Genomic DNA, 20,101 nt, shown 5'->3' with positions numbered 1-20,101 from the left:
GCCCTTATTGCTGTTCGACGAGCGCGCGCGCTTCGCCGACGTGGCCGCGATACGCTTCGAAAATCTTGCGCAGCGCTTCGTCGAAGGTCGACTTCGGCGCCCAGTCGAGTTCCTGCATCGTGTTGTCGATCTTCGGCACGCGGTTTTGCACGTCCTGGTAGCCCGCGCCGTAGTACGCGCCCGACGAGGTTTCGACCAGTTGCACCTGCTTGGCCGTGTCCGCGTATTCGGGGAATTCGGCGGCGAGCGTCAGCATCTTGTGCGCGAGTTCACGCACCGAGAAATTGTTGGTCGGGTTGCCGATGTTGTAGATCTTGCCCGTGGCGACGCCGTCCTTGTTCTCGATGATCTTCATCAGCGCGCCGATGCCGTCGTCGATGTCCGTGAACGCACGCTTTTGCGCGCCGCCATCGACGAGGCTGATGTTCTCGCCGCGCACGATATGGCCGAGGAACTGCGTGACCACGCGCGAGCTGCCTTCCTTCGGCGTGTAGATCGAGTCGAGGCCCGGGCCGATCCAGTTGAACGGACGGAACAGCGTGAAGTTCAGGCCTTCCATGCCGTAACCCCAGATCACGCGATCCATCAACTGCTTGGAGCAGGCGTAGATCCAGCGCGGCTTGTTGATCGGGCCGTACGACAGTTGCGACTCTTCCGGATCGAACTGCTCGTCCGTGCACATGCCGTAGACCTCGGACGTGGACGGAAACACGAGGTGCTTGCCGTACTTGACGGCTGAACGCACGATCGGCAGGTTCGCCTCGAAATCCAGTTCGAACACGCGCAACGGCTGCTTCACATAAGTGGCGGGCGTGGCGATCGCGACCAGCGGCAGGATCACATCGCACTTCTTGACGTGATATTCGACCCACTCCTTGTTGATCGTGATGTCGCCTTCGAAGAAGTGCATCCGTTCATGATTGATGAGGTCGCCCAGACGTTCGGTCTGCATGTCCATCCCGAACACTTCCCAATCGGTCGTTTCGAGAATGCGCTTGGACAGGTGATGGCCGATGAAGCCGTTCACACCCAGAATCAGGACTTTTTTCATTGATGACGGGGAGTTTGGATGAGCTGGGCAAATTCGGCCGGAGTGACGACAGACTCGCTGCCGTCGTGCTGGTGCCGCAATTCGTGGATGGCGATCGCGCGGCCGTCGCCGCATATCGCGAAAACGGCATTATCGCTTACGTGCAGGCCCGGGGGCAAATCCGAGCGAAGCGCGCCGGGCGCGGCCAGGCGCGCGCGCGCGACGATGAAACGCCGCTCGCCGATATCTGTAAAGGCGCCGGGATACGGCGGCGCGACCGCGCGGATCAGGTTGTAGACCTGCTGCGCCGTTTGCGTCCAGTCGATGCGGCCGTCCTCCGGCTTGCGGCCGCCGTAATAGCTGCCGTGCGCGATATCGTTCGGCAGATGCGGCGCTTCGCCCGCCAGCAGGGACGGCAGCACGCGCCACAGCGTTTGCTCGGCGGCCACGGTGACCTTGTCGAACACTTGCGCGGCGGTGTCGTCGGGCAGGATCGGCACCGGCGTTTGCGCGAGGATCGCGCCAGCGTCCGGCTTGGCGGCCATTTCATGCAGCGTCGCGCCGGTTTCCGTTTCGCCGTGAATCACCGCCCAGTTGGTCGGCACGCGGCCGCGGTACTTCGGCAGCAGCGAGCCATGCATGTTGTAAGCGCCTCGTGCGGCGAGCGCCAGCACGTCGACCGGCAACATGTGGCGGTAGTAGAACGAGAAGATGAAATCCGGGCGCGCGGCGCTCACCGCGGCGCGCAGCTCGGGGCTCTTCGGATCGTTCGGCGTGACGACCGGAATGCCGTGCTCGGCCGCGACCGAGGCGACGCTGCCGAACCAGATGTTTTCGCTCGGACTGTCTTCGTGCGTGACGACGAGCGCTACGTCCACGCCGCGCGCGAGCAGCACCTGCAGGCAGCGCACGCCGACGTTGTGATACGCGAATACGACGGCGCGTGGCTTCATGGATTCGGGCCCTGATCGAGGAGCGGCGCGGCCTGCACGGCTTGCACGACGGTCTGGCGCGGCGCTTCGGTCACGGTCGTGCCGTCGCGCTGCTCAAGAATGGTCTGCACGAGATAGCGCGGACGCGCGCGCACCTGCTGATAAATCCGGCCGATATATTCACCGAGCAGGCCGAGCGCGAAGATGATCACGCCGAGCAGGAAGAAGGTGATAGCGAACAGCGTGAACACACCTTGCACTTCCGCGCCGATGATAAAGCGCCGAATCAGCAGCAGCACGAAGAGCGCCGCGGAGCCGAGCGACAGGATCACGCCGATGAACGACAGCCATTGCAACGGCACGACCGAGAAGCCGGTCACGAGGTCGAAGTTCAGGCGGATCAGCGAGTACAGCGAGTACTTCGATTCGCCGGCAAAACGCTCTTCGTGCGCGACCTCGATTTCCACCGGATTCTGCGCGAAGGTGTAGGCGAGCGCCGGAATGAACGTGTTGATTTCGCCGCAGCGGTTGATGGTGTCGATGATGTGCCGGCTATACGCGCGCAGCATGCAGCCCTGGTCGGTCATCTTGATGCGGGTGATGCGCTCGCGCAGCCGGTTCATCGCGCGCGAGGCCTTGCGGCGCCACAGGCTGTCCTGGCGTTGCAGGCGAATCGTACCGACGTAGTCGAAGCCTTCGCGCATCTTGTTGACCAGCTTGCCGATTTCTTCCGGCGGATTCTGCAGGTCGGCGTCGAGCGTGATGACGATCTCGCCGCGCGACTGCTCGAAGCCCGCCAGAATCGCCATGTGCTGGCCGTAGTTGCCGTTGAGCAGAATCACGCGCGTCGTGTCGGGACGCGCGCGGAACTGTTCGGCGAGCAGGGCGGCGGATTTGTCGCGGCTGCCGTCGTTGATGAAGATCACTTCATAACCGGTGCCGAGCGCGTCGAGCGCCGGATACAGGCGCGCGAACAGCGCGGCCAGACCGGCTTCCTCGTTGTACACCGGGATGATGACCGACACTTCCGGCGTATCCGACGCTGCAGCGCGATGTTCCGAATAAATCATTTCCGCTTATTTTCCGTATTGTTCGCAAATTTCATTGACCGCGCGGCACACGCGCTCCACGTCGCCTTCGTTCATCAATGTGAAGAGCGGCAGCGTGACATTGGTCGCGCCGAACTTCTCCGCATGCGGGAACATGCCTTCCTTGAAGCCGCGCGCGCGATACAGCGAGAATAGATGGATCGCCGGGTAGTGCACACCCGAACCGATGCCGCGTTCCTTCAATTGACCCATGAAGCCGGCGCGGTCGATCGACAGTTTGTCGAGCGGCAGCGTGATCTGAAACATGTGCCAGTTGCTGTTTTCATAGTCAGCAAACGGCAGGCCGACGCCGAGTTTTGCCGCCGCGCCGCCTTCGAAACCGGCGAAATACGCGCGCACCAGTTTCCGGCGCTGCGCGAGGAAGCGCTTCAGATGCGGCAGCTGGCCGAGGCCGACGCGCGCGGCGACGTCCGTCAGGTTGTACTTGCCGCCCAGCACGTCGCAGTCCATGCCGTCGAAGCCGGTGCGCGTGATGCCCTGCAGGCGGTATTTCTGCGCGAGGATCGCTTCCTCTTCGTTGTTCAGCACCAGCGCGCCGCCTTCGATCGAGGTCAGGTTCTTGTTCGCGTGGAAGCTGAACGAGACCATGTCGCCCAGCTTGCCGATGCGCTCGCCTTTCCACGTCGAGCCGAACGCTTGCGCCGCGTCTTCGATCACGCGCAGCTTGTGCGCGCGGGCGATGGCGTAGAGGCGGTCCATGTCGACCGGCAGGCCCGACAGATACACCGGAATCAGCGCCTTGGTGCGCGGCGTGATGGCTTTTTCGAGCAGATCGAGGTCGATATTGCGCGTGACCGGGTCGATGTCGGCGAACACTGGCGTCGCGCCGACTTCATAGATCACGTTGCTGGTCGACACCCACGAGGCGGGCGTCGTGATCACTTCGTCGCCTTCGCCCACGCCGGCGATACGCAGGCCGATTTCCAGCGTCGCCGTGCCGGAATTGAACGTGCGCACCGGACGCCCGCCGCAGAACTCGGAAAGCGCCGCTTCGAACTTCTGGTTTTGCGGACCGGTGGTGATCCAGCCGGAGCGCAGCACGTCGGCGACGCCCTGGATCGTTTCCTCATCGATCTCGGGTTTGACAAAGGGCAAAAACGGGACTGTTGACTGGGTCATGAATGCTTCGCTCGATTGAAGGGGCGCTACCCGAAGGGCGCGCAGGACACCACACTATGCGCAAAACCCAGGGCCGCGGCGAAAAAGGGCGCAACCGCACAGCATACCGTGGTCAACCTTACAAATTCCTTAGCCGGCCGGGGTCTCCGCTTACGGTATCTTTTGCCGTCTGCATCTTCCCCAGTCGGCGCTGGCGAGAAACAGTAATAAATTGTGTCCGGCACCTCGTTGCCGCCGGACCCAGGCATCTAACTGCGCGCCAGCACCACCACGCCGACCAGGATGATGCCGATGCCGATCAGCTTCTGTACCGACAGCACTTCGCCGAACAGGTACCATGCCGCGAACGCATTGACGATGTAGCCGAGCGACAGCATCGGATAGGCGATCGACACGTCCACCCGCGACAGCCCGATGACCCACACTGCCACGCTGACCACATAGCAGGCCAGCCCGCCGATGATCGGCGGCTGGGTCGCCAGGCGAAAGGCGATGGGCAGGATGTTCGCACGGCTGAATTCGAAGTGTCCAACGGCATTCGTACCGGCTTTGAGCAGCAACTGCGCACCGGCGTTCAACGTAACGCCAGCAAGAATGCAAAAGAGGGAAATCGGGTTCATCGAACGGTTAGATCCTGATATGGGGTCATTGTTGTGCTTTTTCTACCGGGGCCGACGCCGGCGTCGGTGCCGGCGCTTCGGCGACGGGCGCGCCGGGCAAAGCGGGCGTGGCCGTCGGCTTTTCCACCACCACGCGACGCGAGTCGCGGGCGATCATCTGCATCGGCAGGCCCTCCTTGAGGAGGCGGTCGTAGGTCTGCGGCGGGATCAGGGCAAGCGCGTAACGGTCGGCCTTCCAGCGCTCGACCCAGGCATCGATGGAGGGGATCCATTTCTGCGGCTCGACGGACACGCCGAAGGCCAGTTCGTCAGGATGCTCGACCATGATCATGGTGTGGTCGACGTAGAACGGCATCGTATGGTCGAGCACGCCGACCGAGTAGAACGGCGTATCCGCCGGCAACTTCGCGATCTCGGTTTTGATGGCCGGCGCGAGCGGCGCGCCGGAGCTCAGGCGGCCGAACACGTCGTGACCCGTGCCGGCGATGGTGCCGAGCAGCAGCCACGCCGCGCCGAAGGTGGCGACGGCGCCCAGGCTGCCGGCCCGGCTGCGGCGGTTCAGCCACAACGCGGCGAGCGTCAGCGCGAAGGCGACGGCCAGCGCCGCCAGCACCCAGGTGCGGTACTCGGCGTACAGTTCGGCCGGATTGCGCGCGCTGCCGAAGCGCGACATGAACAGCGCGGCGAACGCGGCGACTACGAGAAAAAGTGCATAACCGGCGAGATGGCGGCGCAACTGGTCGCGCGTGACGAGCGGCAGATACATGCCGATCAGGAGCGCGATCGGCGGCGCGATCGGTAGCGTGTAGGACAGCAGCTTCGAGTGCGACGCGCTGAAGAACAGGAAGATGAAGACGGTCCACGTCAGCATCAGCGTGACCGGCGCGAAGCCGTTCGGCTGGCGCGGCAGGCGCCACGCGTGACGCACGCTCTGCAGCGTGACCGAAAGCCACGGCAGAAAGCCCACGATCAGCACCGGCACGAAATAATAGAACGGCCCCGGACGGTTCTGCTCAGGTGTCAGATAGCGCTTGAATTGCTGGACGATGAAGAAGAAGTTCAGGAATTCCGGGTTGCGCTGCTGCACCAGCACGAACCACGGCGTGACGATCACGAAGAACACGATCAGGCCGCCGATCAGATGCAGGCGCTTCCACACGGCCCAGTCGCGCGCGATCACGGTGTAAAGCACCAGCACCGCGCCCGGCAGGATCACGCCGACGAGGCCCTTGGACAACACGGCCAGCGCCATCGAACCCCAGCACACCCACATCCAGCCGCGCACGCTGCCGGTCGGAAGGTTGGGGCGCTGCGCGAGCATCAGCGCGCACAGCGTCAGCTCCATCCAGAACGACAGGCCCATGTCGAGCGTGTTGAAGTGGCCCATCAGGTTCCAGTACGGCGAAGTCGCCAGCACGATTGCCGCGAACACGCCGGTCGCCGTGTTGAACACGCGCGCGCCGGTGAAGCCGACCAGCAGCACGCCGGCAAAGCCCGTCAGCGCCGTGTAAAGACGCGCCTGCCATTCGCCGATGCCGAACCACGCGAACGTGAGCGCGTTCGCCCACGTTTGCAGCGGCGGCTTCTCGAAGTACTTGTAGCCGTTGTAGCGCGGCGTGATCCAGTCGCCGGTGACGAACATCTCGCGCGCCATTTCGGCGTAGCGGCCTTCGTCGCTAGGCAGCAGATGGCGCCAGCCGAGCGGCACGAACCAGATCACGGCAAGGGCCAGCACCAGCAGCAGAATCGTGGTGCGGTTGAGCGGTAGCCTCGTCGGCGTATCGTTCATGGATTTCAACCTTTATGGCGACGCCGCGCAGGCGGCGAAGCGGTGTTGTTCGGAAATGGCGACCGGTTGGACGCGGCTGTCCGCGAGGCGGCCGGCGGCTTGTATCAGACTGTTCGCGCCGCGTTCTGGTTGCCTTGCCTCGCGCCGTCGGCTTCGACGGCGGCGCTGCGGCGCCTTCCGTCGACAGATCCCTCTCGGCTCGCGCGGGCGTGCTCAAGCTGCCGGTCCAGCAATCAATGGCGCGCAGTGTACGTTATCGGCCGCGACGCGGCCAGGGCGCGCAGTTCAGCCCGGCCGCGCGAACGCGTCAGATACGGACGCGCAGCGGCCTCGCAGCGCATCGTAAACCGCGCGTACGAGGCCTGCGCCGCCCGGGCTCTAGGCCTCGATCAGCAGCGCGGCGGCGACCTTGCGGCCCTCGGCCATCAGAATGTTGTACGTGCGGCAGGCGGCTTTGAAGTCCATCGTCTCGACGCCGATGCGCTTCGCGGTGAGCGCGGCGGTCAGCCGCGGATGCGGAAAGCGCAGCCGTTCGCCGCTGCCGAACACGACCACTTCGGGCGCGGCGTCGATCAGCATGGCGAAGTGCTCGGCGCTCAACTGCTCGAAAGAGGAGACGGGCCAGGCGATGACCGGCGCGTCCGGCAGCACGAGAATGCTGCCCGAGTGGCGCACCAGATTGATTTCGACATAGTCGGCGCCGTAGCCGGTAACGGTATTGAGGGCGCCGCTCGAATCCTGATGTAGTTTCAAATTGGTTTTCCGAAGTCGTCGTGAGACATCATGCGTGTGGGCGGCCTGACCGATGCAGCCGGGGCAGGGCGATTCGACGCGAGTGGGACACGCGCATGGGGTACTAGCGGGACAGAAGCGGCCGAAAAGGCTTGCCGTTGCGGTTGGTGCATTGCGGAAGTCGGCCAAAATCCGCTAAATTATAACTTTTTAGCCGCCTCGCGGCGCCCCTCGCTCATGTGCCGCCACAAGCCGCGCTGAGTCCATGGGCGCGGCCCACCGGCTACCCGCCTGGTTTTGCCCGCTTTCGGCCGCTTTCGTCTGCATTTGTCTGTGTGGTTCTTCTCGCAGCTGTACCGGTGCAATTGACCGCTGGTGCGCCCGAGGAACGCACGCCTGTTCGCCCCCGCCATCAACCAGGATGAAGTGCCCGCCGTGAAACCGATTCTCAAATCCAACAAGTTGTTGAATGTCTGCTACGACATTCGCGGGCCAGTCCTCGAACATGCGAAGCGGCTCGAAGAAGAGGGCCACCGCATCATCAAGCTGAACATCGGCAATCTCGCGCCCTTCGGCTTCGAGGCGCCGGACGAAATCATTCAGGACATGATCCTGAACCTGCCGGGTTCGTCGGGTTACTCCGATTCCAAAGGTGTGTTCGCCGCGCGCAAGGCGATCATGCATTACACGCAGCAAAAAGGCGTGCATGGCGTCGAGCTGGACGACATCTACATCGGCAACGGCGCCTCCGAACTGATCGTGATGGCGCTGCAAGGGCTGCTGAACGACGGCGACGAAGTGCTGCTGCCCGCGCCCGATTATCCGCTGTGGACCGCCGGCGTAAGCCTGTCGGGCGGCACGCCGGTGCACTATATCTGCGACGAATCGAATAGCTGGATGCCCGACCTCGACGACATTCGCGCGAAAATCACGCCGAACACGCGCGCGCTCGTGGTCATCAACCCGAACAACCCCACTGGCGCGCTGTATTCGGACGAACTGCTGCTCGGCCTGATCGAGATTGCCCGCCAGCACGGCCTCGTGATCTTCGCCGACGAGGTCTACGACAAGATCATTTACGACGGCAAGAAGCACACGTCGATGGCGGCGCTCTCCGAAGACGTGCTGACCGTCACCTTCAACAGCCTGTCGAAAAGCTACCGTTCGTGCGGCTATCGCGCCGGCTGGATGTTCATCTCGGGTTTGACCGCCGGTGAAAACCGCCGTCACGCCAAAGACTACTTCGAAGGGCTCGGCATTCTGGCCTCCATGCGCCTGTGCCCGAACGTGCCGGGCCAGTACGCGATCCAGACCGCGCTCGGCGGCTACCAGAGCATCAACGACCTGATCGTACCGACCGGGCGCCTGTACAAACAGCGCGAACTCGCGTATGACATGTTGACGGCGATCCCCGGCGTGAGCTGCGTGAAGCCCGAAGCGGCGCTGTATATGTTCCCGCGTCTGGACCCGAAGATCTATCCGATCCAGGACGACCAGCAGTTCATCCTCGACCTTTTGCTGGAAGAGCGCGTGCTGCTCGTGCAGGGCACCGGCTTCAACTGGCCGACGCCGGATCACTTCCGCGTCGTGTTCCTGCCGAACGTGGACGATCTCGCGGATTCCATCAACCGGATCGCGCGCTTCCTCGACGGTTACCGCAAGCGTCACTCTGCCTAGCGCACAATAGAGCGTACGACGCGGCTCCCACCGCGTCGCGCCGTCCGCCGGGCGCCACCCGTTTCCCTTTTAATCATCTACTCGAAAACACACGCTGCATGGAACCGATCAAAGTTGGACTGCTGGGCTTCGGCACGGTAGGCAGCGGCACCTTCACGGTACTGCGCCGCAATCAGGAAGAAATCAAACGCCGCGCGGGCCGCGGCATCGAGATTGCGCGCATTGCCGTGCGCAATCCCGCCAAGGCGACCGCGGCGCTCGGCAGCGAAGCCAGCACCGTGGCGCTGACCGATGACTTCAACGCGGTGGTCGACGACCCGTCGATCGATATCGTGGCCGAAATGATCGGCGGCACGGGCGTGGCGCGCGACCTCGTTCTGCGCGCGATCAAGAACCGCAAGCACGTGGTCACGGCCAACAAGGCGTTGCTCGCGGTGCACGGCACGGAGATCTTCGAAGCAGCGCGCGCCAACGGCGTGATGGTGTCGTTCGAGGCGGCGGTGGCGGGCGGCATTCCGATCATCAAGGCGCTGCGCGAAGGGCTGACGGCCAATCGCATCCAGTACATCGCGGGCATCATCAACGGCACGACGAACTACATTCTTTCGGAAATGCGCGACCGTGGGCTCGATTTCGCGACCGCGCTCAAAGCCGCGCAGGAACTGGGCTACGCCGAAGCCGATCCGACCTTCGACATCGAAGGCGTGGACGCCGCGCACAAGGCGACCATCATGAGCGCGATCGCGTTCGGCGTGCCGGTGCAGTTCGACAAGGCTTACGTCGAAGGCATCAGCAAGCTCGCGGCGATCGACATCAAATATGCCGAGGAACTCGGCTACCGCATCAAGCTGCTCGGCATCGCGCGCCGTACCGACAAAGGCATCGAATTGCGCGTGCATCCCACGCTGATTCCGGAAAAGCGTCTGCTGGCCAACGTGGAAGGCGCGATGAACGCGGTGGTCGTGCACGGCGACGCGGTCGGCACCACGCTCTATTACGGCAAGGGCGCGGGCGCTGAGCCCACCGCTTCCGCCGTGGTGGCCGATCTGGTCGACGTGACGCGTCTGCACACGGCCGACCCGGAGCATCGCGTGCCGCATCTGGCGTTCCAGCCGGACAGCCTGTCGAGCACCCCGATCCTGCCGATCGACGAAGTCACGAGCGGCTACTACCTGCGTCTGCGGGTGGCGGACGTGACCGGCGTGCTGGCCGACATCACGCGCATTCTGGCCGACACCGGCATTTCGATCGACGCGCTGCTGCAGAAGGAATCGGAGCAGGTCGACGCGAACGGCAAGGGCGAGACCGACATCATCCTGATTACGCACGAAACGGTTGAAAAGAACGTCAACGCCGCGATCAAAACGATCGAAGCGTTGAAGACCGTTGTCTCGCAAGTCACGAAGCTGCGCATGGAAGCGCTGAACTAGGCTGAACTTATGAACTATCTCTCCACGCGCGGCGCCGGAGCCGGCGAGCGCCACACCTTCTCCGACATCCTGCTGGGCGGTCTCGCGAAAGACGGCGGCCTGTATTTGCCGGCCGAGTATCCGCGTGTCAGCGCCGACGAACTGACGCGCTGGCGCACGCTGCCGTACGCGGACCTCGCCTTCGAGATCCTGTCGAAATTCAGCGACGACATTCCCGCCGAAGACCTGCGCGCGCTCACGCGCAAGACGTACACGGCGGCCACGTACTGCAACGTGCGCGACGACGAAAGCGCCGCGCAGATCACGCCGCTGAAGACGCTGGGCGTCGAGAACGGCGCGCCGCTGTCGCTGCTGGAGCTGTCGAACGGTCCGACGCTCGCGTTCAAGGACATGGCGATGCAGTTGATCGGCAACCTGTTCGAATACGCGCTCACCAAGCACGGCGAAACGCTGAACATTCTCGGCGCGACCTCGGGCGATACCGGCAGCGCAGCGGAATACGCGATGCGCGGCAAGCAGGGCATCAGCGTGTTCATGCTGTCGCCGCACAAGAAGATGAGCGCGTTCCAGACCGCGCAAATGTACAGCCTGCAAGACCCGAACATCTTCAACATCGCCGTTGAAGGCGTGTTCGACGACGCGCAGGACATCGTCAAAGCCGTCTCGAACGATCACGCGTTCAAGGCGAAGTACAAGATCGGCACGGTCAACTCGATCAACTGGGCGCGCGTCGTGGCGCAGGTCGTCTACTACTTCAAGGGCTATTTCGCGGCCACGAAGTCGAACGACGAGCGCGTGTCGTTCACGGTGCCGTCGGGCAACTTCGGCAATGTGTGCGCGGGTCACATCGCGCGCATGATGGGCCTGCCGATCGAGAAGCTGGTCGTGGCGACGAATGAAAACGACGTGCTCGACGAGTTCTTCCGCACCGGCATTTACCGCGTGCGCAAGGCGGCCGAGACGTATCACACCAGCAGTCCGAGCATGGATATTTCGAAGGCTTCGAACTTCGAGCGTTTCGTGTTCGATCTGCTCGGCCGCGATCCGGCGCGCGTGCTGCAACTGTTCCGCGACGTCGAAGAGAAGGGCGGCTTCGACCTTGCGGCGGGCGGCGATTTCGCGCGCGTGCGGGAGTTCGGTTTCGTGTCCGGCAGCAGCAGCCATGACAGCCGCGTGGACACCATCCGCGATGTGTTCGAGCGTTACGACACGATGATCGACACGCACACCGCCGACGGCCTGAAGGTGGCGCGCGAACATCTGCAGCCGGGCATTCCCATGATCGTGCTGGAGACGGCGCAACCCATCAAGTTCGGCGAGACGATCCGCGAAGCGCTGTTGCGCGAGCCGGAGAGACCCGCGGCGTTTTCGGGCCTGGAGGCGCTCCCGCAGCGTTTCGAAGTGCTGCCGGCGGACGTGCAGCGCGTGAAGGACTTCATTGTGGCGAACGCGGGCGCGTAAGCCGCGGCTGTCGTTCAGCGTGAGCGGTTCCGCGGCTCACGCCGACTTTCTGATGCGCTGCACGCTGTCCATGTGCGCCGCCAGTTTTGCGAGCGGCACGCGATGTACCTGCGTTCGCTGTTTCACACGCTCTGTGCAAACAGACGCGCACCATGCGCTCCGGCAAAACGACGCTTGCCGCGGAACCTCGGGGCAAGCGCTCGAATCCCAAAAATGCCCGCACAACCCCAGAGCGCCCAGGCTATCTGCTTCGACCGCTACAATATTCTTTTAACCTGCGGCTTCGAGACCTGAGATGTCCACACCCACGCCCCGCGCGCCGATGCTCGCCACCGCCGATGCCTTGGCGACTCTGCTCAGCGCAGCGAGCCCGATTGCCGGCACCGAGTCGATCCCCACGCTGGAAGCGCTGAACCGCGTGCTTGCGGCCGACGTCACGTCGCCGCTCGACGTCCCGCCGATGAACACCAGTTCAATGGACGGCTACGCGATCCGCACGGCGGATCTGACGGCGCAGGGCAACAGCCGTTTGCCGGTCTCGCAGCGCATTCCGGCAGGTCGCGCGCCGGAGCCGCTGAAGCCCGGCACGGCCGCGCGCATTTTCACCGGCGCCACGGTGCCGCCCGGCGCGGACGCGATCGTCATGCAGGAGCAAACCGAAGCCGCCGGCGCGGACGTCGCGATCCTGCACAGTCCGCAACCGGGCGAATGGATCACGGCGCGGGGCGCGGATATCCGCAGCGGTTCGGTCATTCTTCCGGCGGGCACGCGGCTCACGCCTCAGGCGCTGGGACTGGCCGCCTCGGTCGGCTGTGCCGAACTCGCGGTGCGGCGGCGCGTCAAGGTGGCCGTGTTCTTCACGGGCGACGAGCTCACCATGCCCGGCGAGCCGCTGAAGCCGGGCGCGATCTACAACTCGAACCGTTTCACGCTGCGCGGCCTGCTGGAGAAGCTGGGTTGCGAGGTCACCGACTACGGCATCGTCGCGGACAAGCTCGACGCGACCCGCGCGACGCTGCGCGAAGCGGCCGAGGCGCATGACCTGATCTTGACTTGTGGCGGTGTATCGGTGGGCGAGGAGGATCACGTGAAGCCGGCGGTGGAAGCGGAGGGGCGGCTTGCGATGTGGCAGATCGCGATGAAGCCGGGCAAGCCGCTTGCGTTCGGTGCAGTGCGGCGCGCGGCGCGGCGCGGTGAGACCGTGGCGGAGCGGTCGGCTTCGGCTTCAGCCCCGGCCGCGGCAGAAACCTTCTTTATCGGCCTGCCGGGCAATCCCGTGTCCAGCTTCGCCACCTTCCTGCTGTTCGTGCGGCCGTTCATCCTCAGCCTGGCCGGTGTGCAGACGGTCGCGCCGCGCGCGCTGTCGCTGCGGGCGGACTTCACGCAGAGCAAGGCCGACCGCCGCAACGAATTCCTGCGCGCGCGGATCAACCCGACCGGCGGCCTCGATCTGTTTCCGAATCAGAGTTCGGCCGTGTTGACGTCGACAGTGTGGGGCGACGGTCTGATCGACAATCCGCCGAATCACGCGATAAGCGCCGGCGAGACCGTGCGCTTCATTCCTTTTTCCGAATTGCTGAACTGAGCGAGGCCGGCAAGCACCGGCGGCATCCCGATGAAGATTCAACTCCGATATTTTGCGAGCGTGCGTGAAGCGCTCGAGCTGGCCGACGAAGCCGTCGATCTGCCCGACGGCATCGCGACCGTCGGCGATGTGCGCGCGTGGCTGCGCGTGCGCGGCGGCATCTGGGCCGACACGCTGGCCGAAGGCCGCGCGCTGCGCATGGCCTGCAACCACGTGATGACCGGCGCCGGCACTCGCGTCACCGAAGGCTGCGAAGTCGCGTTTTTCCCGCCCGTTACCGGCGGCTGAACCGCCACGCCACAACGCCGCTTAACCGTATAGGAGCCCTAGATGCCCGTTCGCGTCCAGACGGAAGACTTCGACCTCACCGCCGAGGTCGCCGCGTTGCGCGCGCGCAATCCCAAGGTCGGCGCCGTGGCCTGCTTCGTCGGCACCGTGCGCGATCTGAACGACGGCAAAACGGTCGAGACGATGGAGCTCGAACACTATCCAGGCATGACGGAGAAGTCGCTGGAGGCGATCATCGTGAGCGCGCGCGAGCGTTGGCCGGGCATCGAGGTGTCGATCGTGCATCGGGTCGGCAAGCTCTATCCGCTCGACCAGATCGTGCTGGTGGCGACCACGGCCGCGCATCGCGGGGAAGCCTTCGCATCGTGCGAATTCGTGATGGATTATCTGAAGACCCAGGCGCCGTTCTGGAAGAAAGAAAAGACCGAGGCCGGTGAGCGCTGGGTCGATGCGCGCGTTACCGACGACGCGGCGCTCGCCCGTTGGGGCATCGAGTCAGGCAATCGGACGGTGGAATAGGGCGCGGGTATGGGCGTGTCGATCTGCGGGTCAGAGAGCGTCTTGGCGCGTCTCACACGCCGGTCTGAAACGCTTCCAAGGCTGTGGATGCCAGCTACACTTCACGCCGTGCCGTCGTAGCGGTTCAAAGCGGCCGTCAGCCAGAACCGGGCTGTCTCACTCGTCCCGCGCCCGGCCGACGATCCGCGTCGGGAACGGCTCGCCGGGCGGCCGCGCCGCGTGGCCATCCTCACCGTCGCGCGCACGCCGTTTCGGCGCGACACGGTCCAGCAACGCCTGTTGCTCGTCCGGGATCTTGTAGTCCCAGCCGAAACGGCTCAACTGCAGACTTTGCGCGATACGCAGCGCCGGTTCCATGAAGCGCACCGCCGCAGCCGGCTGATAACGCGATTCGACCGTGTCCAGAAACAGATACAGCCAGCGGCTGAAATGCTGCGGCTCGATGCCCTCGAGCGGCTGGTGCGCCTGTTGCACGTTGCCGCGGTATTGCTTGGCGCCCAGCACGAGGCTGCCCCAGAAGGTGCACATCTTGGGCAGGTGATCGTCCCAGCGGCCCGCCAGCGTCGCCTCGAAGACCGGACCAAGCAGCGTATCGGCACGCACGCGGTCGTAGAAGCCGTAGACGAGGTCGCGGATATTCGCCTCGGTGGGCTCGGCGGCGCGCTCGACCACGGGCGCGGCAGGGAAGGACGGGTTCATGCAGGTTCCAAAAAGTGCAGCGATGCATCGCGGATCGCCACAAGGTGCCACGCAACGTCGGAAATAGCCTCGAATTGAGCCCGAACGTGCGGAAGTAGGATGCGAATACCCCGCTTTTCGTATGAATGCCCCAGGCAGGAAACGTTACCATTACTGCCGAATCACGCACTCCGCCTGTCTGCGCAGAATTGGAAAATATGCGTAGCGCCTGCATCTTAGGGCGAAGCGACGGCCCACGGCAACCCTTGCATCGACGCGGTTATCTCCCGGATCGCGGCTTGCGCTCATTGCACTACCTGCACTCATGAGACTGACCGACTATACGGATTACTCACTGCGCGTCCTGCTCTACCTCGCCGTTCGCGGCAGCGGGTTGTCGACGATCCAGGACATTTCGGACGCGTACGGCATTTCCAAGAACCATTTGATGAAGGTCGTGCAGCAGCTCGGCGAACTCGGCTGGGTGGAGACCGTGCGCGGCCGCAACGGCGGCCTGCGGCTCGCCGAGCAGACAAAGGCGCTGACGGTCGGCGAAATCGTGCGCGCGACGGAAAGCGACTTTGCGCTGGTGGGTTGCTTTCCGGACCAGCACGGCGAGCGCCGAGGCTGCGTTATTACGGCGCAATGCCGTTTGCGAGGCGTGCTCGAGGCGGCGCGCAATGCCTTCCTCGCCGAGCTCGACAGTCATACCATTGGTGAGGTGGCGCAGCCGCACGGCCCGCTCGCCGCGCTGCTCGGCTTGAGCGATGTGATTCCGATCACGCCGGTCGCGCATGCTAGCGACGAGTCGCCGTCGACAGCATGAATGCGCCGGGCATTTCTCGTGCGTCAAATGTTAAATAGTTGTTGCTTGAGGCAAAAAAACGCTTGAAACCTGGATAAAACGCCTCATTTTGGTGGTAATCGAAAATTGGAGGTCTCTTGATGAGAATCGACAAACTCACCACTAAATTCCAGGAAGCACTGGCCGACGCCCAGAGTCTGGCCGTCGGCCACGACAATCAATATATCGAACCGGTTCACGTCCTGTCGGCGCTCGTCGCCCAGCACGACGGCTCGGCGCGCTCGCTGCTCTCGCGTGCCGGCGTGCATGTGCAGGCGCTGCAAACGGCGCTCGGCGACGCCATCACGCGTCTGCCGCAAGTGCAGGGCACGGACGGCAACGTGCAGATCGGCCGCGAGTTGACCGGGTTGTTGAACCAGGCCGACAAGGAAGCACAAAAGCTCAACGACACGTTCATCGCGAGCGAGATGTTCCTGCTCGCGGTCGCGGACGACAAAGGCGAAGCCGGCCGTCTCGCGCGTCAGCACGGCTTGTCGCGCAAGTCGCTGGAAAGCGCGATCGTCGCGGTGCGCGGCGGCTCGCAAGTGCACAGCCAGGACGCCGAAAGCCAGCGTGAAGCGCTGAAGAAATACACCGTGGATCTGACCGAGCGCGCGCGGGCCGGCAAGCTCGATCCGGTGATCGGCCGCGACGACGAAATCCGTCGTTCGATCCAGATCCTGCAACGCCGCACCAAGAACAATCCGGTGCTGATCGGCGAACCGGGCGTGGGCAAGACCGCGATCGTCGAAGGTCTCGCGCAGCGGATCGTCAACGGCGAAGTCCCGGAAACGCTCAAGGGCAAGCGCGTGCTGTCGCTCGATATGGCGGCCTTGCTGGCCGGCGCCAAGTATCGCGGCGAGTTCGAAGAGCGTCTGAAGGCCGTGCTGAGCGACATCGCGAAAGACGAAGGGCAGACCATCGTCTTCATCGACGAAATTCACACCATGGTTGGCGCGGGCAAGGCCGAAGGCGCGATGGACGCGGGCAACATGCTCAAGCCGGCGCTCTCGCGCGGCGAACTGCATTGCGTCGGCGCGACCACGCTCGATGAATATCGCAAGTACATCGAAAAGGACGCCGCGCTCGAGCGCCGCTTCCAGAAGGTGCTGGTCGACGAACCGACGGTCGAAGCGACCATCGCGATTCTGCGCGGTCTGCAGGAAAAGTACGAGCTGCATCACGGCGTGGATATCACCGACCCGGCGATCGTCGCGGCGGCCGAACTGTCGCATCGCTACATCACGGACCGCTTCCTGCCGGACAAGGCCATCGACCTGATCGACGAAGCCGCGTCGAAGATCAAGATGGAAATCGACTCGAAGCCGGAAGAGATGGACCGGCTCGACCGTCGTTTGATCCAGTTGAAGATCGAACGCGAAGCCGTCAAGAAGGAAAAGGACGAAGCGTCGCAAAAGCGTCTGCAATTGATCGAGGAAGAAATCGAGCGGCTGAATCGCGAATATTCGGACCTCGAAGAAATCTGGACCGCGGAAAAAGCCGCGGTGCAAGGCAGCGCGCAACTGAAGGAAGAGATCGAAAAGACGCGTGCGGAAATCACGCGCCTGCAACGTGAAGGCAAGCTGGAGAAGGTCGCCGAGTTGCAGTACGGCAAGCTGCCGGGTCTCGAAGCGCAGTTGAAGGAAGTGACCAAGGCCGAGGCCAGCGAGCAGAACAATCCGACGCGGCCGCGCCTGTTGCGTACGCAGGTCGGTGCGGAGGAAATCGCTGAAGTCGTGTCGCGTTCCACCGGCATTCCGGTGTCGCGCATGATGCAGGGCGAGCGCGAAAAGCTGCTGCAGATCGAAGAGAAGCTGCACGCGCGCGTGGTCGGCCAGGACGAGGCGATCAGTGCGGTGGCCGACGCGATCCGCCGTTCGCGCGCGGGTCTCTCGGATCCGAACCGGCCGTATGGTTCGTTCCTGTTCCTCGGTCCGACCGGAGTGGGCAAGACGGAGTTGTGCAAGGCCCTGGCGTCGTTCCTGTTCGATTCGGAAGATCATCTGATCCGTATCGATATGAGCGAATTCATGGAGAAGCACAGCGTCGCGCGCCTGATCGGTGCGCCGCCGGGATACGTCGGCTATGAAGAGGGCGGTTATCTGACGGAAGCCGTGCGTCGCAAGCCGTATAGCGTGATCCTGCTCGACGAAATCGAGAAGGCGCATCCGGACGTGTTCAACGTGCTGCTGCAAGTGCTCGACGACGGCCGCATGACCGATGGACAGGGCCGTACCGTGGACTTCAAGAACACGGTGATCGTGATGACGTCGAACCTCGGTTCGCAAGTAATCCAGTCGATGGTCGGCGAGCCGCAGGAAGCGGTGAAGGACGCGGTCTGGGAAGAAGTGAAGCTGCACTTCAGGCCCGAGTTCCTGAACCGGATCGACGACGTCGTGGTGTTCCATGCACTCGACCGCTCGAACATCCAGTCGATCGCGCGGATCCAGTTGCAGCGTCTGCATGAGCGGCTCGCCAAGCTCGACATGCAACTGGTGGTGTCGGATTCGGCGCTCGAGCATGTGGGCAAGGTCGGCTACGATCCGCTGTTCGGCGCGCGGCCGTTGAAGCGCGCGATCCAGCAAGAGATCGAAAACCCGGTCGCCAAGCTGATCCTGGCCGGCAAGTTCGGTCCTAAGGATGTGATTCCGGTCGAAGTGGAAGACGGCAAACTGGTGTTCGAGCGCGTCGTGCATTAAGCGGATCGCGTTCTTCTTCGAAGGCAGGAACCGCGGCAGTCGAGCTGTTCCTGGCGACGTAAAAAAACGGCAACGAAGGCGACTTCGTTGCCGTTTTTTCTTGCCCGTCCTGATTACGCAAAACGGGCAGGCGAGGCCGCTTTGTTACGCGTTGCCCTTGCCGAACAGCGCCGACAAACCGCCGAGCGCGCCGAGCACCGTGGTGGCGTTCAGCTTGCCCTCAGCCGGCACTTCGCCTTCCGGCGTGGCCGCGTTGACGACGTGCGGCAAAATTTGCGACAGCAGACCGGTGACCTGGTCCGGCTGCACGCCGGCTTTCGCCGCGAGGTTGGTCACGGTTTCCGAGCCGAGCACGCTGTGCAGCGCGTCGGCCGCGATCGGCAGATTCTCTCCGTTGCTGACCCATGAGGTCACGACGTCGCCGAGGCCTTTTTCCTTGAAGCGTTCGATCAGGCCGTTCAGGCCGCCCGGCTGGCTATTGACGAATTCGAGTGCGGCCGAAACCAGGGCTTGCTGGCCACCGCCTTCGGGGGATTTGCCAACCAGGGAACCGAGTGTGTCGAGTAGGCTCATGACGGTCTCTCTTGAATGCCGACACGTGCTTGACGGGTCAGCGGGTGAAAACGCCGCGCGGTTGCGCGGCGGCGTGGAAGGAAGGCGGGCGGTGGCGAGACGGCGCCGATGCGTGCATTCGCGTGGGCATCACGCGCGGATCACCTGGGCTGTCGCGCTGCCGGCGCTCAATCCTGTTTCGTACTCCGGTTCATTCTGTCCGGTCCTCGTTTCGTACTGTCAGGCACCGCCCGAGGCCGCCGCAGCCGACGCGGCCTTGCTCTTTTTCGCTTTCTTCTTCGAAGCCCTGCTGTCGGAGGCGCTAGCCGGCGCCGCCGCGGTCGTCGCGGTCGTCGCGGCCGGAGCGGAAGCCGCCGCCGCGTCGGACGCCGCAGCCTTGCTCTTCTTCTTCGACTTCGACGCCTTCGCGCCGGAAGCATCCGCCGGCGCGGCCGGCGTCGTGTTCGCGGCCGTGGTTGGCGCCGCCGTAGGCGCGGTAGGCGCCGGCGCTGCCTTGGTGCTGGCCGTGCTGCTCGGCTTCGTGGCGGGCTTGGCGCCGCTCGGCGGCGTGGACGAGCCGTTGATCGTCAGGCCGGCCGCCTCGAGGTTGGTTACCGATTTCGCGCCGATGCCCTTCACGCGCGTGGCGAGATCGTCGGCGTCCTTGAATGGGCCATTCTTGGTGCGTTCGTCGATGATCGCTTTCGCATGCACCGGGCCGATACCCTTGACCGATTCGAGCGCCGCCTGGTCGGCGGAATTCACTTCGACGGCCGCCGCAAATCCGGCCGACAGCGACAAAGCCAAAGCAACGCAAAGCATTAAAAGCTTCTTCAGCATGGCAAGCACTCCATTGTGGGCAAAAAAGTTAGCCGCGAAGGGACGACACGTACACAACCTGGACGACAGCATCCTGTCAGCTTTCGCTGCGCTTAAGCATAGAACAAATTGCGCGCCCTTATTTGCCGACGCGGACGATTTATACCGATCGATTCATGACAAGTAAATCAGTGTGAACAAGATTTAAACCTTTTGCC

Annotated in this window: 17 protein-coding genes and 1 pseudogene; 8 read left to right on the top strand and 10 right to left on the bottom strand. The window is 63.7% G+C overall.

Annotated features, from left to right (window positions below; genetic code table 11):
• Nucleotides 1-4 precede the first annotated feature (4 nt).
• From B0G75_RS17210 to B0G75_RS17180, 7 genes are all read right to left on the bottom strand, one after another.
• Complete coding sequence (locus B0G75_RS17210; protein WP_012432812.1) at nucleotides 5-1,051, bottom strand: bifunctional UDP-4-keto-pentose/UDP-xylose synthase; 1,047 nt, start codon at nucleotides 1,049-1,051, stop codon at nucleotides 5-7.
• Nucleotides 1,048-1,983, bottom strand: coding sequence for a formyltransferase (locus B0G75_RS17205; protein WP_106307733.1), 936 nt, complete (start codon nucleotides 1,981-1,983; stop codon nucleotides 1,048-1,050). The genes B0G75_RS17210 and B0G75_RS17205 overlap by 4 nt, the downstream gene beginning before the upstream one ends.
• Nucleotides 1,980-3,032 carry a glycosyltransferase gene (locus B0G75_RS17200; protein ID WP_106307730.1) on the bottom strand — a complete coding sequence of 351 codons (1,053 nt, stop codon included), beginning with the start codon at nucleotides 3,030-3,032 and terminating at the stop codon, nucleotides 1,980-1,982. Before B0G75_RS17200 ends, B0G75_RS17205 begins: the two co-directional genes overlap by 4 nt.
• Before the next feature lie 6 nt (nucleotides 3,033-3,038).
• Nucleotides 3,039-4,190: a DegT/DnrJ/EryC1/StrS aminotransferase family protein gene (locus tag B0G75_RS17195; protein ID WP_106307727.1), complete on the bottom strand. Its 1,152-nt coding sequence runs from the start codon at nucleotides 4,188-4,190 to the stop codon at nucleotides 3,039-3,041.
• A gap of 248 nt (nucleotides 4,191-4,438) precedes the next feature.
• Nucleotides 4,439-4,810, bottom strand: coding sequence for a multidrug efflux SMR transporter (locus B0G75_RS17190; RefSeq protein WP_106307724.1), 372 nt, complete (start codon nucleotides 4,808-4,810; stop codon nucleotides 4,439-4,441).
• Between the two features lie 25 nt (nucleotides 4,811-4,835).
• Nucleotides 4,836-6,599 (bottom strand): glycosyltransferase family 39 protein, encoded by a 1,764-nt coding sequence (locus B0G75_RS17185; RefSeq protein WP_106307721.1) that lies wholly within the window; start codon nucleotides 6,597-6,599, stop codon nucleotides 4,836-4,838.
• Nucleotides 6,600-6,977: 378 nt separating this feature from the next.
• Nucleotides 6,978-7,352 carry an Mth938-like domain-containing protein gene (locus B0G75_RS17180; protein WP_012432818.1) on the bottom strand — a complete coding sequence of 125 codons (375 nt, stop codon included), beginning with the start codon at nucleotides 7,350-7,352 and terminating at the stop codon, nucleotides 6,978-6,980.
• Between the two features lie 405 nt (nucleotides 7,353-7,757).
• Here B0G75_RS17180 and B0G75_RS17175 point away from each other — a divergent pair, with 405 nt between their 5' ends.
• From B0G75_RS17175 to moaE, 6 genes are all read left to right on the top strand, one after another.
• Nucleotides 7,758-9,008 carry a pyridoxal phosphate-dependent aminotransferase gene (locus tag B0G75_RS17175; RefSeq protein WP_106308047.1) on the top strand — a complete coding sequence of 417 codons (1,251 nt, stop codon included), beginning with the start codon at nucleotides 7,758-7,760 and terminating at the stop codon, nucleotides 9,006-9,008.
• Nucleotides 9,009-9,106: 98 nt separating this feature from the next.
• Nucleotides 9,107-10,438, top strand: a complete 1,332-nt coding sequence (locus tag B0G75_RS17170) for a homoserine dehydrogenase (protein ID WP_106307718.1) — start codon at nucleotides 9,107-9,109, stop codon at nucleotides 10,436-10,438.
• 9 nt (nucleotides 10,439-10,447) lie between these two features.
• Nucleotides 10,448-11,899, top strand: a complete 1,452-nt coding sequence (gene thrC / locus B0G75_RS17165; RefSeq protein WP_106307715.1) for a threonine synthase — start codon at nucleotides 10,448-10,450, stop codon at nucleotides 11,897-11,899.
• A gap of 295 nt (nucleotides 11,900-12,194) precedes the next feature.
• Nucleotides 12,195-13,484 (top strand): gephyrin-like molybdotransferase Glp, encoded by a 1,290-nt coding sequence (gene glp, locus B0G75_RS17160; RefSeq protein ID WP_258194515.1) that lies wholly within the window; start codon nucleotides 12,195-12,197, stop codon nucleotides 13,482-13,484.
• Nucleotides 13,485-13,514: 30 nt separating this feature from the next.
• Nucleotides 13,515-13,772: a molybdopterin converting factor subunit 1 gene (moaD, locus tag B0G75_RS17155; protein WP_106307713.1), complete on the top strand. Its 258-nt coding sequence runs from the start codon at nucleotides 13,515-13,517 to the stop codon at nucleotides 13,770-13,772.
• A 42-nt stretch (nucleotides 13,773-13,814) separates the two neighbouring features.
• Nucleotides 13,815-14,291, top strand: a complete 477-nt coding sequence (gene moaE, locus B0G75_RS17150; protein WP_106307710.1) for a molybdopterin synthase catalytic subunit MoaE — start codon at nucleotides 13,815-13,817, stop codon at nucleotides 14,289-14,291.
• A gap of 156 nt (nucleotides 14,292-14,447) precedes the next feature.
• On the opposite strand, the gene B0G75_RS17145 is transcribed toward moaE, so the two are convergent.
• On the bottom strand, nucleotides 14,448-14,990 hold the full coding sequence (locus B0G75_RS17145) for a group III truncated hemoglobin (protein WP_106307707.1): 543 nt from the start codon (nucleotides 14,988-14,990) through the stop codon (nucleotides 14,448-14,450).
• A gap of 304 nt (nucleotides 14,991-15,294) precedes the next feature.
• Between B0G75_RS17145 and B0G75_RS17140 the strand changes: the two genes are divergently transcribed.
• Both B0G75_RS17140 and clpB read left to right on the top strand, forming a co-directional pair.
• Complete coding sequence (locus B0G75_RS17140) at nucleotides 15,295-15,795, top strand: Rrf2 family transcriptional regulator (protein WP_106307704.1); 501 nt, start codon at nucleotides 15,295-15,297, stop codon at nucleotides 15,793-15,795.
• Between the two features lie 119 nt (nucleotides 15,796-15,914).
• A complete protein-coding gene (clpB, locus tag B0G75_RS17135; protein ID WP_012432827.1) occupies nucleotides 15,915-18,512 on the top strand; it encodes an ATP-dependent chaperone ClpB in 2,598 nt (865 codons plus the stop codon).
• A 144-nt stretch (nucleotides 18,513-18,656) separates the two neighbouring features.
• Here clpB and B0G75_RS17130 read toward each other — a convergent pair.
• Together B0G75_RS17130 and B0G75_RS17125 are read right to left on the bottom strand one after the other, a co-directional pair.
• A pseudogene (locus B0G75_RS17130) lies at nucleotides 18,657-19,118 on the bottom strand (YidB family protein); the annotation flags it as partial.
• A 186-nt stretch (nucleotides 19,119-19,304) separates the two neighbouring features.
• On the bottom strand, nucleotides 19,305-19,904 hold the full coding sequence (locus B0G75_RS17125; RefSeq protein WP_106307698.1) for a helix-hairpin-helix domain-containing protein: 600 nt from the start codon (nucleotides 19,902-19,904) through the stop codon (nucleotides 19,305-19,307).
• Between the last annotated feature and the right edge of the window lie 197 nt (nucleotides 19,905-20,101).

Source organism: Paraburkholderia sp. BL18I3N2 (genome assembly GCF_003001875.1).
Lineage (GTDB): Bacteria > Pseudomonadota > Gammaproteobacteria > Burkholderiales > Burkholderiaceae > Paraburkholderia > Paraburkholderia phytofirmans.
This window is presented reverse-complemented; position numbering and strand designations above follow the sequence as displayed.

Bases quoted from the DNA above. Each gene is read 5' to 3' on its own strand.
- B0G75_RS17210 (WP_012432812.1), bottom strand. From the start codon at position 1,051: ATGAAAAAAGTCCTGATTCTGGGTGTGAACGGCTTCATCGGCCATCAC.
- B0G75_RS17205 (WP_106307733.1), bottom strand. From the start codon at position 1,983: ATGAAGCCACGCGCCGTCGTATTCGCGTATCACAACGTCGGCGTGCGC.
- B0G75_RS17200 (WP_106307730.1), bottom strand. From the start codon at position 3,032: ATGATTTATTCGGAACATCGCGCTGCAGCGTCGGATACGCCGGAAGTG.
- B0G75_RS17195 (WP_106307727.1), bottom strand. From the start codon at position 4,190: ATGACCCAGTCAACAGTCCCGTTTTTGCCCTTTGTCAAACCCGAGATC.
- B0G75_RS17190 (WP_106307724.1), bottom strand. From the start codon at position 4,810: ATGAACCCGATTTCCCTCTTTTGCATTCTTGCTGGCGTTACGTTGAAC.
- B0G75_RS17185 (WP_106307721.1), bottom strand. From the start codon at position 6,599: ATGAACGATACGCCGACGAGGCTACCGCTCAACCGCACCACGATTCTG.
- B0G75_RS17170 (WP_106307718.1), top strand. From the start codon at position 9,107: ATGGAACCGATCAAAGTTGGACTGCTGGGCTTCGGCACGGTAGGCAGC.
- thrC (WP_106307715.1), top strand. From the start codon at position 10,448: ATGAACTATCTCTCCACGCGCGGCGCCGGAGCCGGCGAGCGCCACACC.
- glp (WP_258194515.1), top strand. From the start codon at position 12,195: ATGTCCACACCCACGCCCCGCGCGCCGATGCTCGCCACCGCCGATGCC.
- moaD (WP_106307713.1), top strand. From the start codon at position 13,515: ATGAAGATTCAACTCCGATATTTTGCGAGCGTGCGTGAAGCGCTCGAG.
- moaE (WP_106307710.1), top strand. From the start codon at position 13,815: ATGCCCGTTCGCGTCCAGACGGAAGACTTCGACCTCACCGCCGAGGTC.
- B0G75_RS17145 (WP_106307707.1), bottom strand. From the start codon at position 14,990: ATGAACCCGTCCTTCCCTGCCGCGCCCGTGGTCGAGCGCGCCGCCGAG.
- B0G75_RS17140 (WP_106307704.1), top strand. From the start codon at position 15,295: ATGAGACTGACCGACTATACGGATTACTCACTGCGCGTCCTGCTCTAC.
- clpB (WP_012432827.1), top strand. From the start codon at position 15,915: ATGAGAATCGACAAACTCACCACTAAATTCCAGGAAGCACTGGCCGAC.
- B0G75_RS17125 (WP_106307698.1), bottom strand. From the start codon at position 19,904: ATGCTGAAGAAGCTTTTAATGCTTTGCGTTGCTTTGGCTTTGTCGCTG.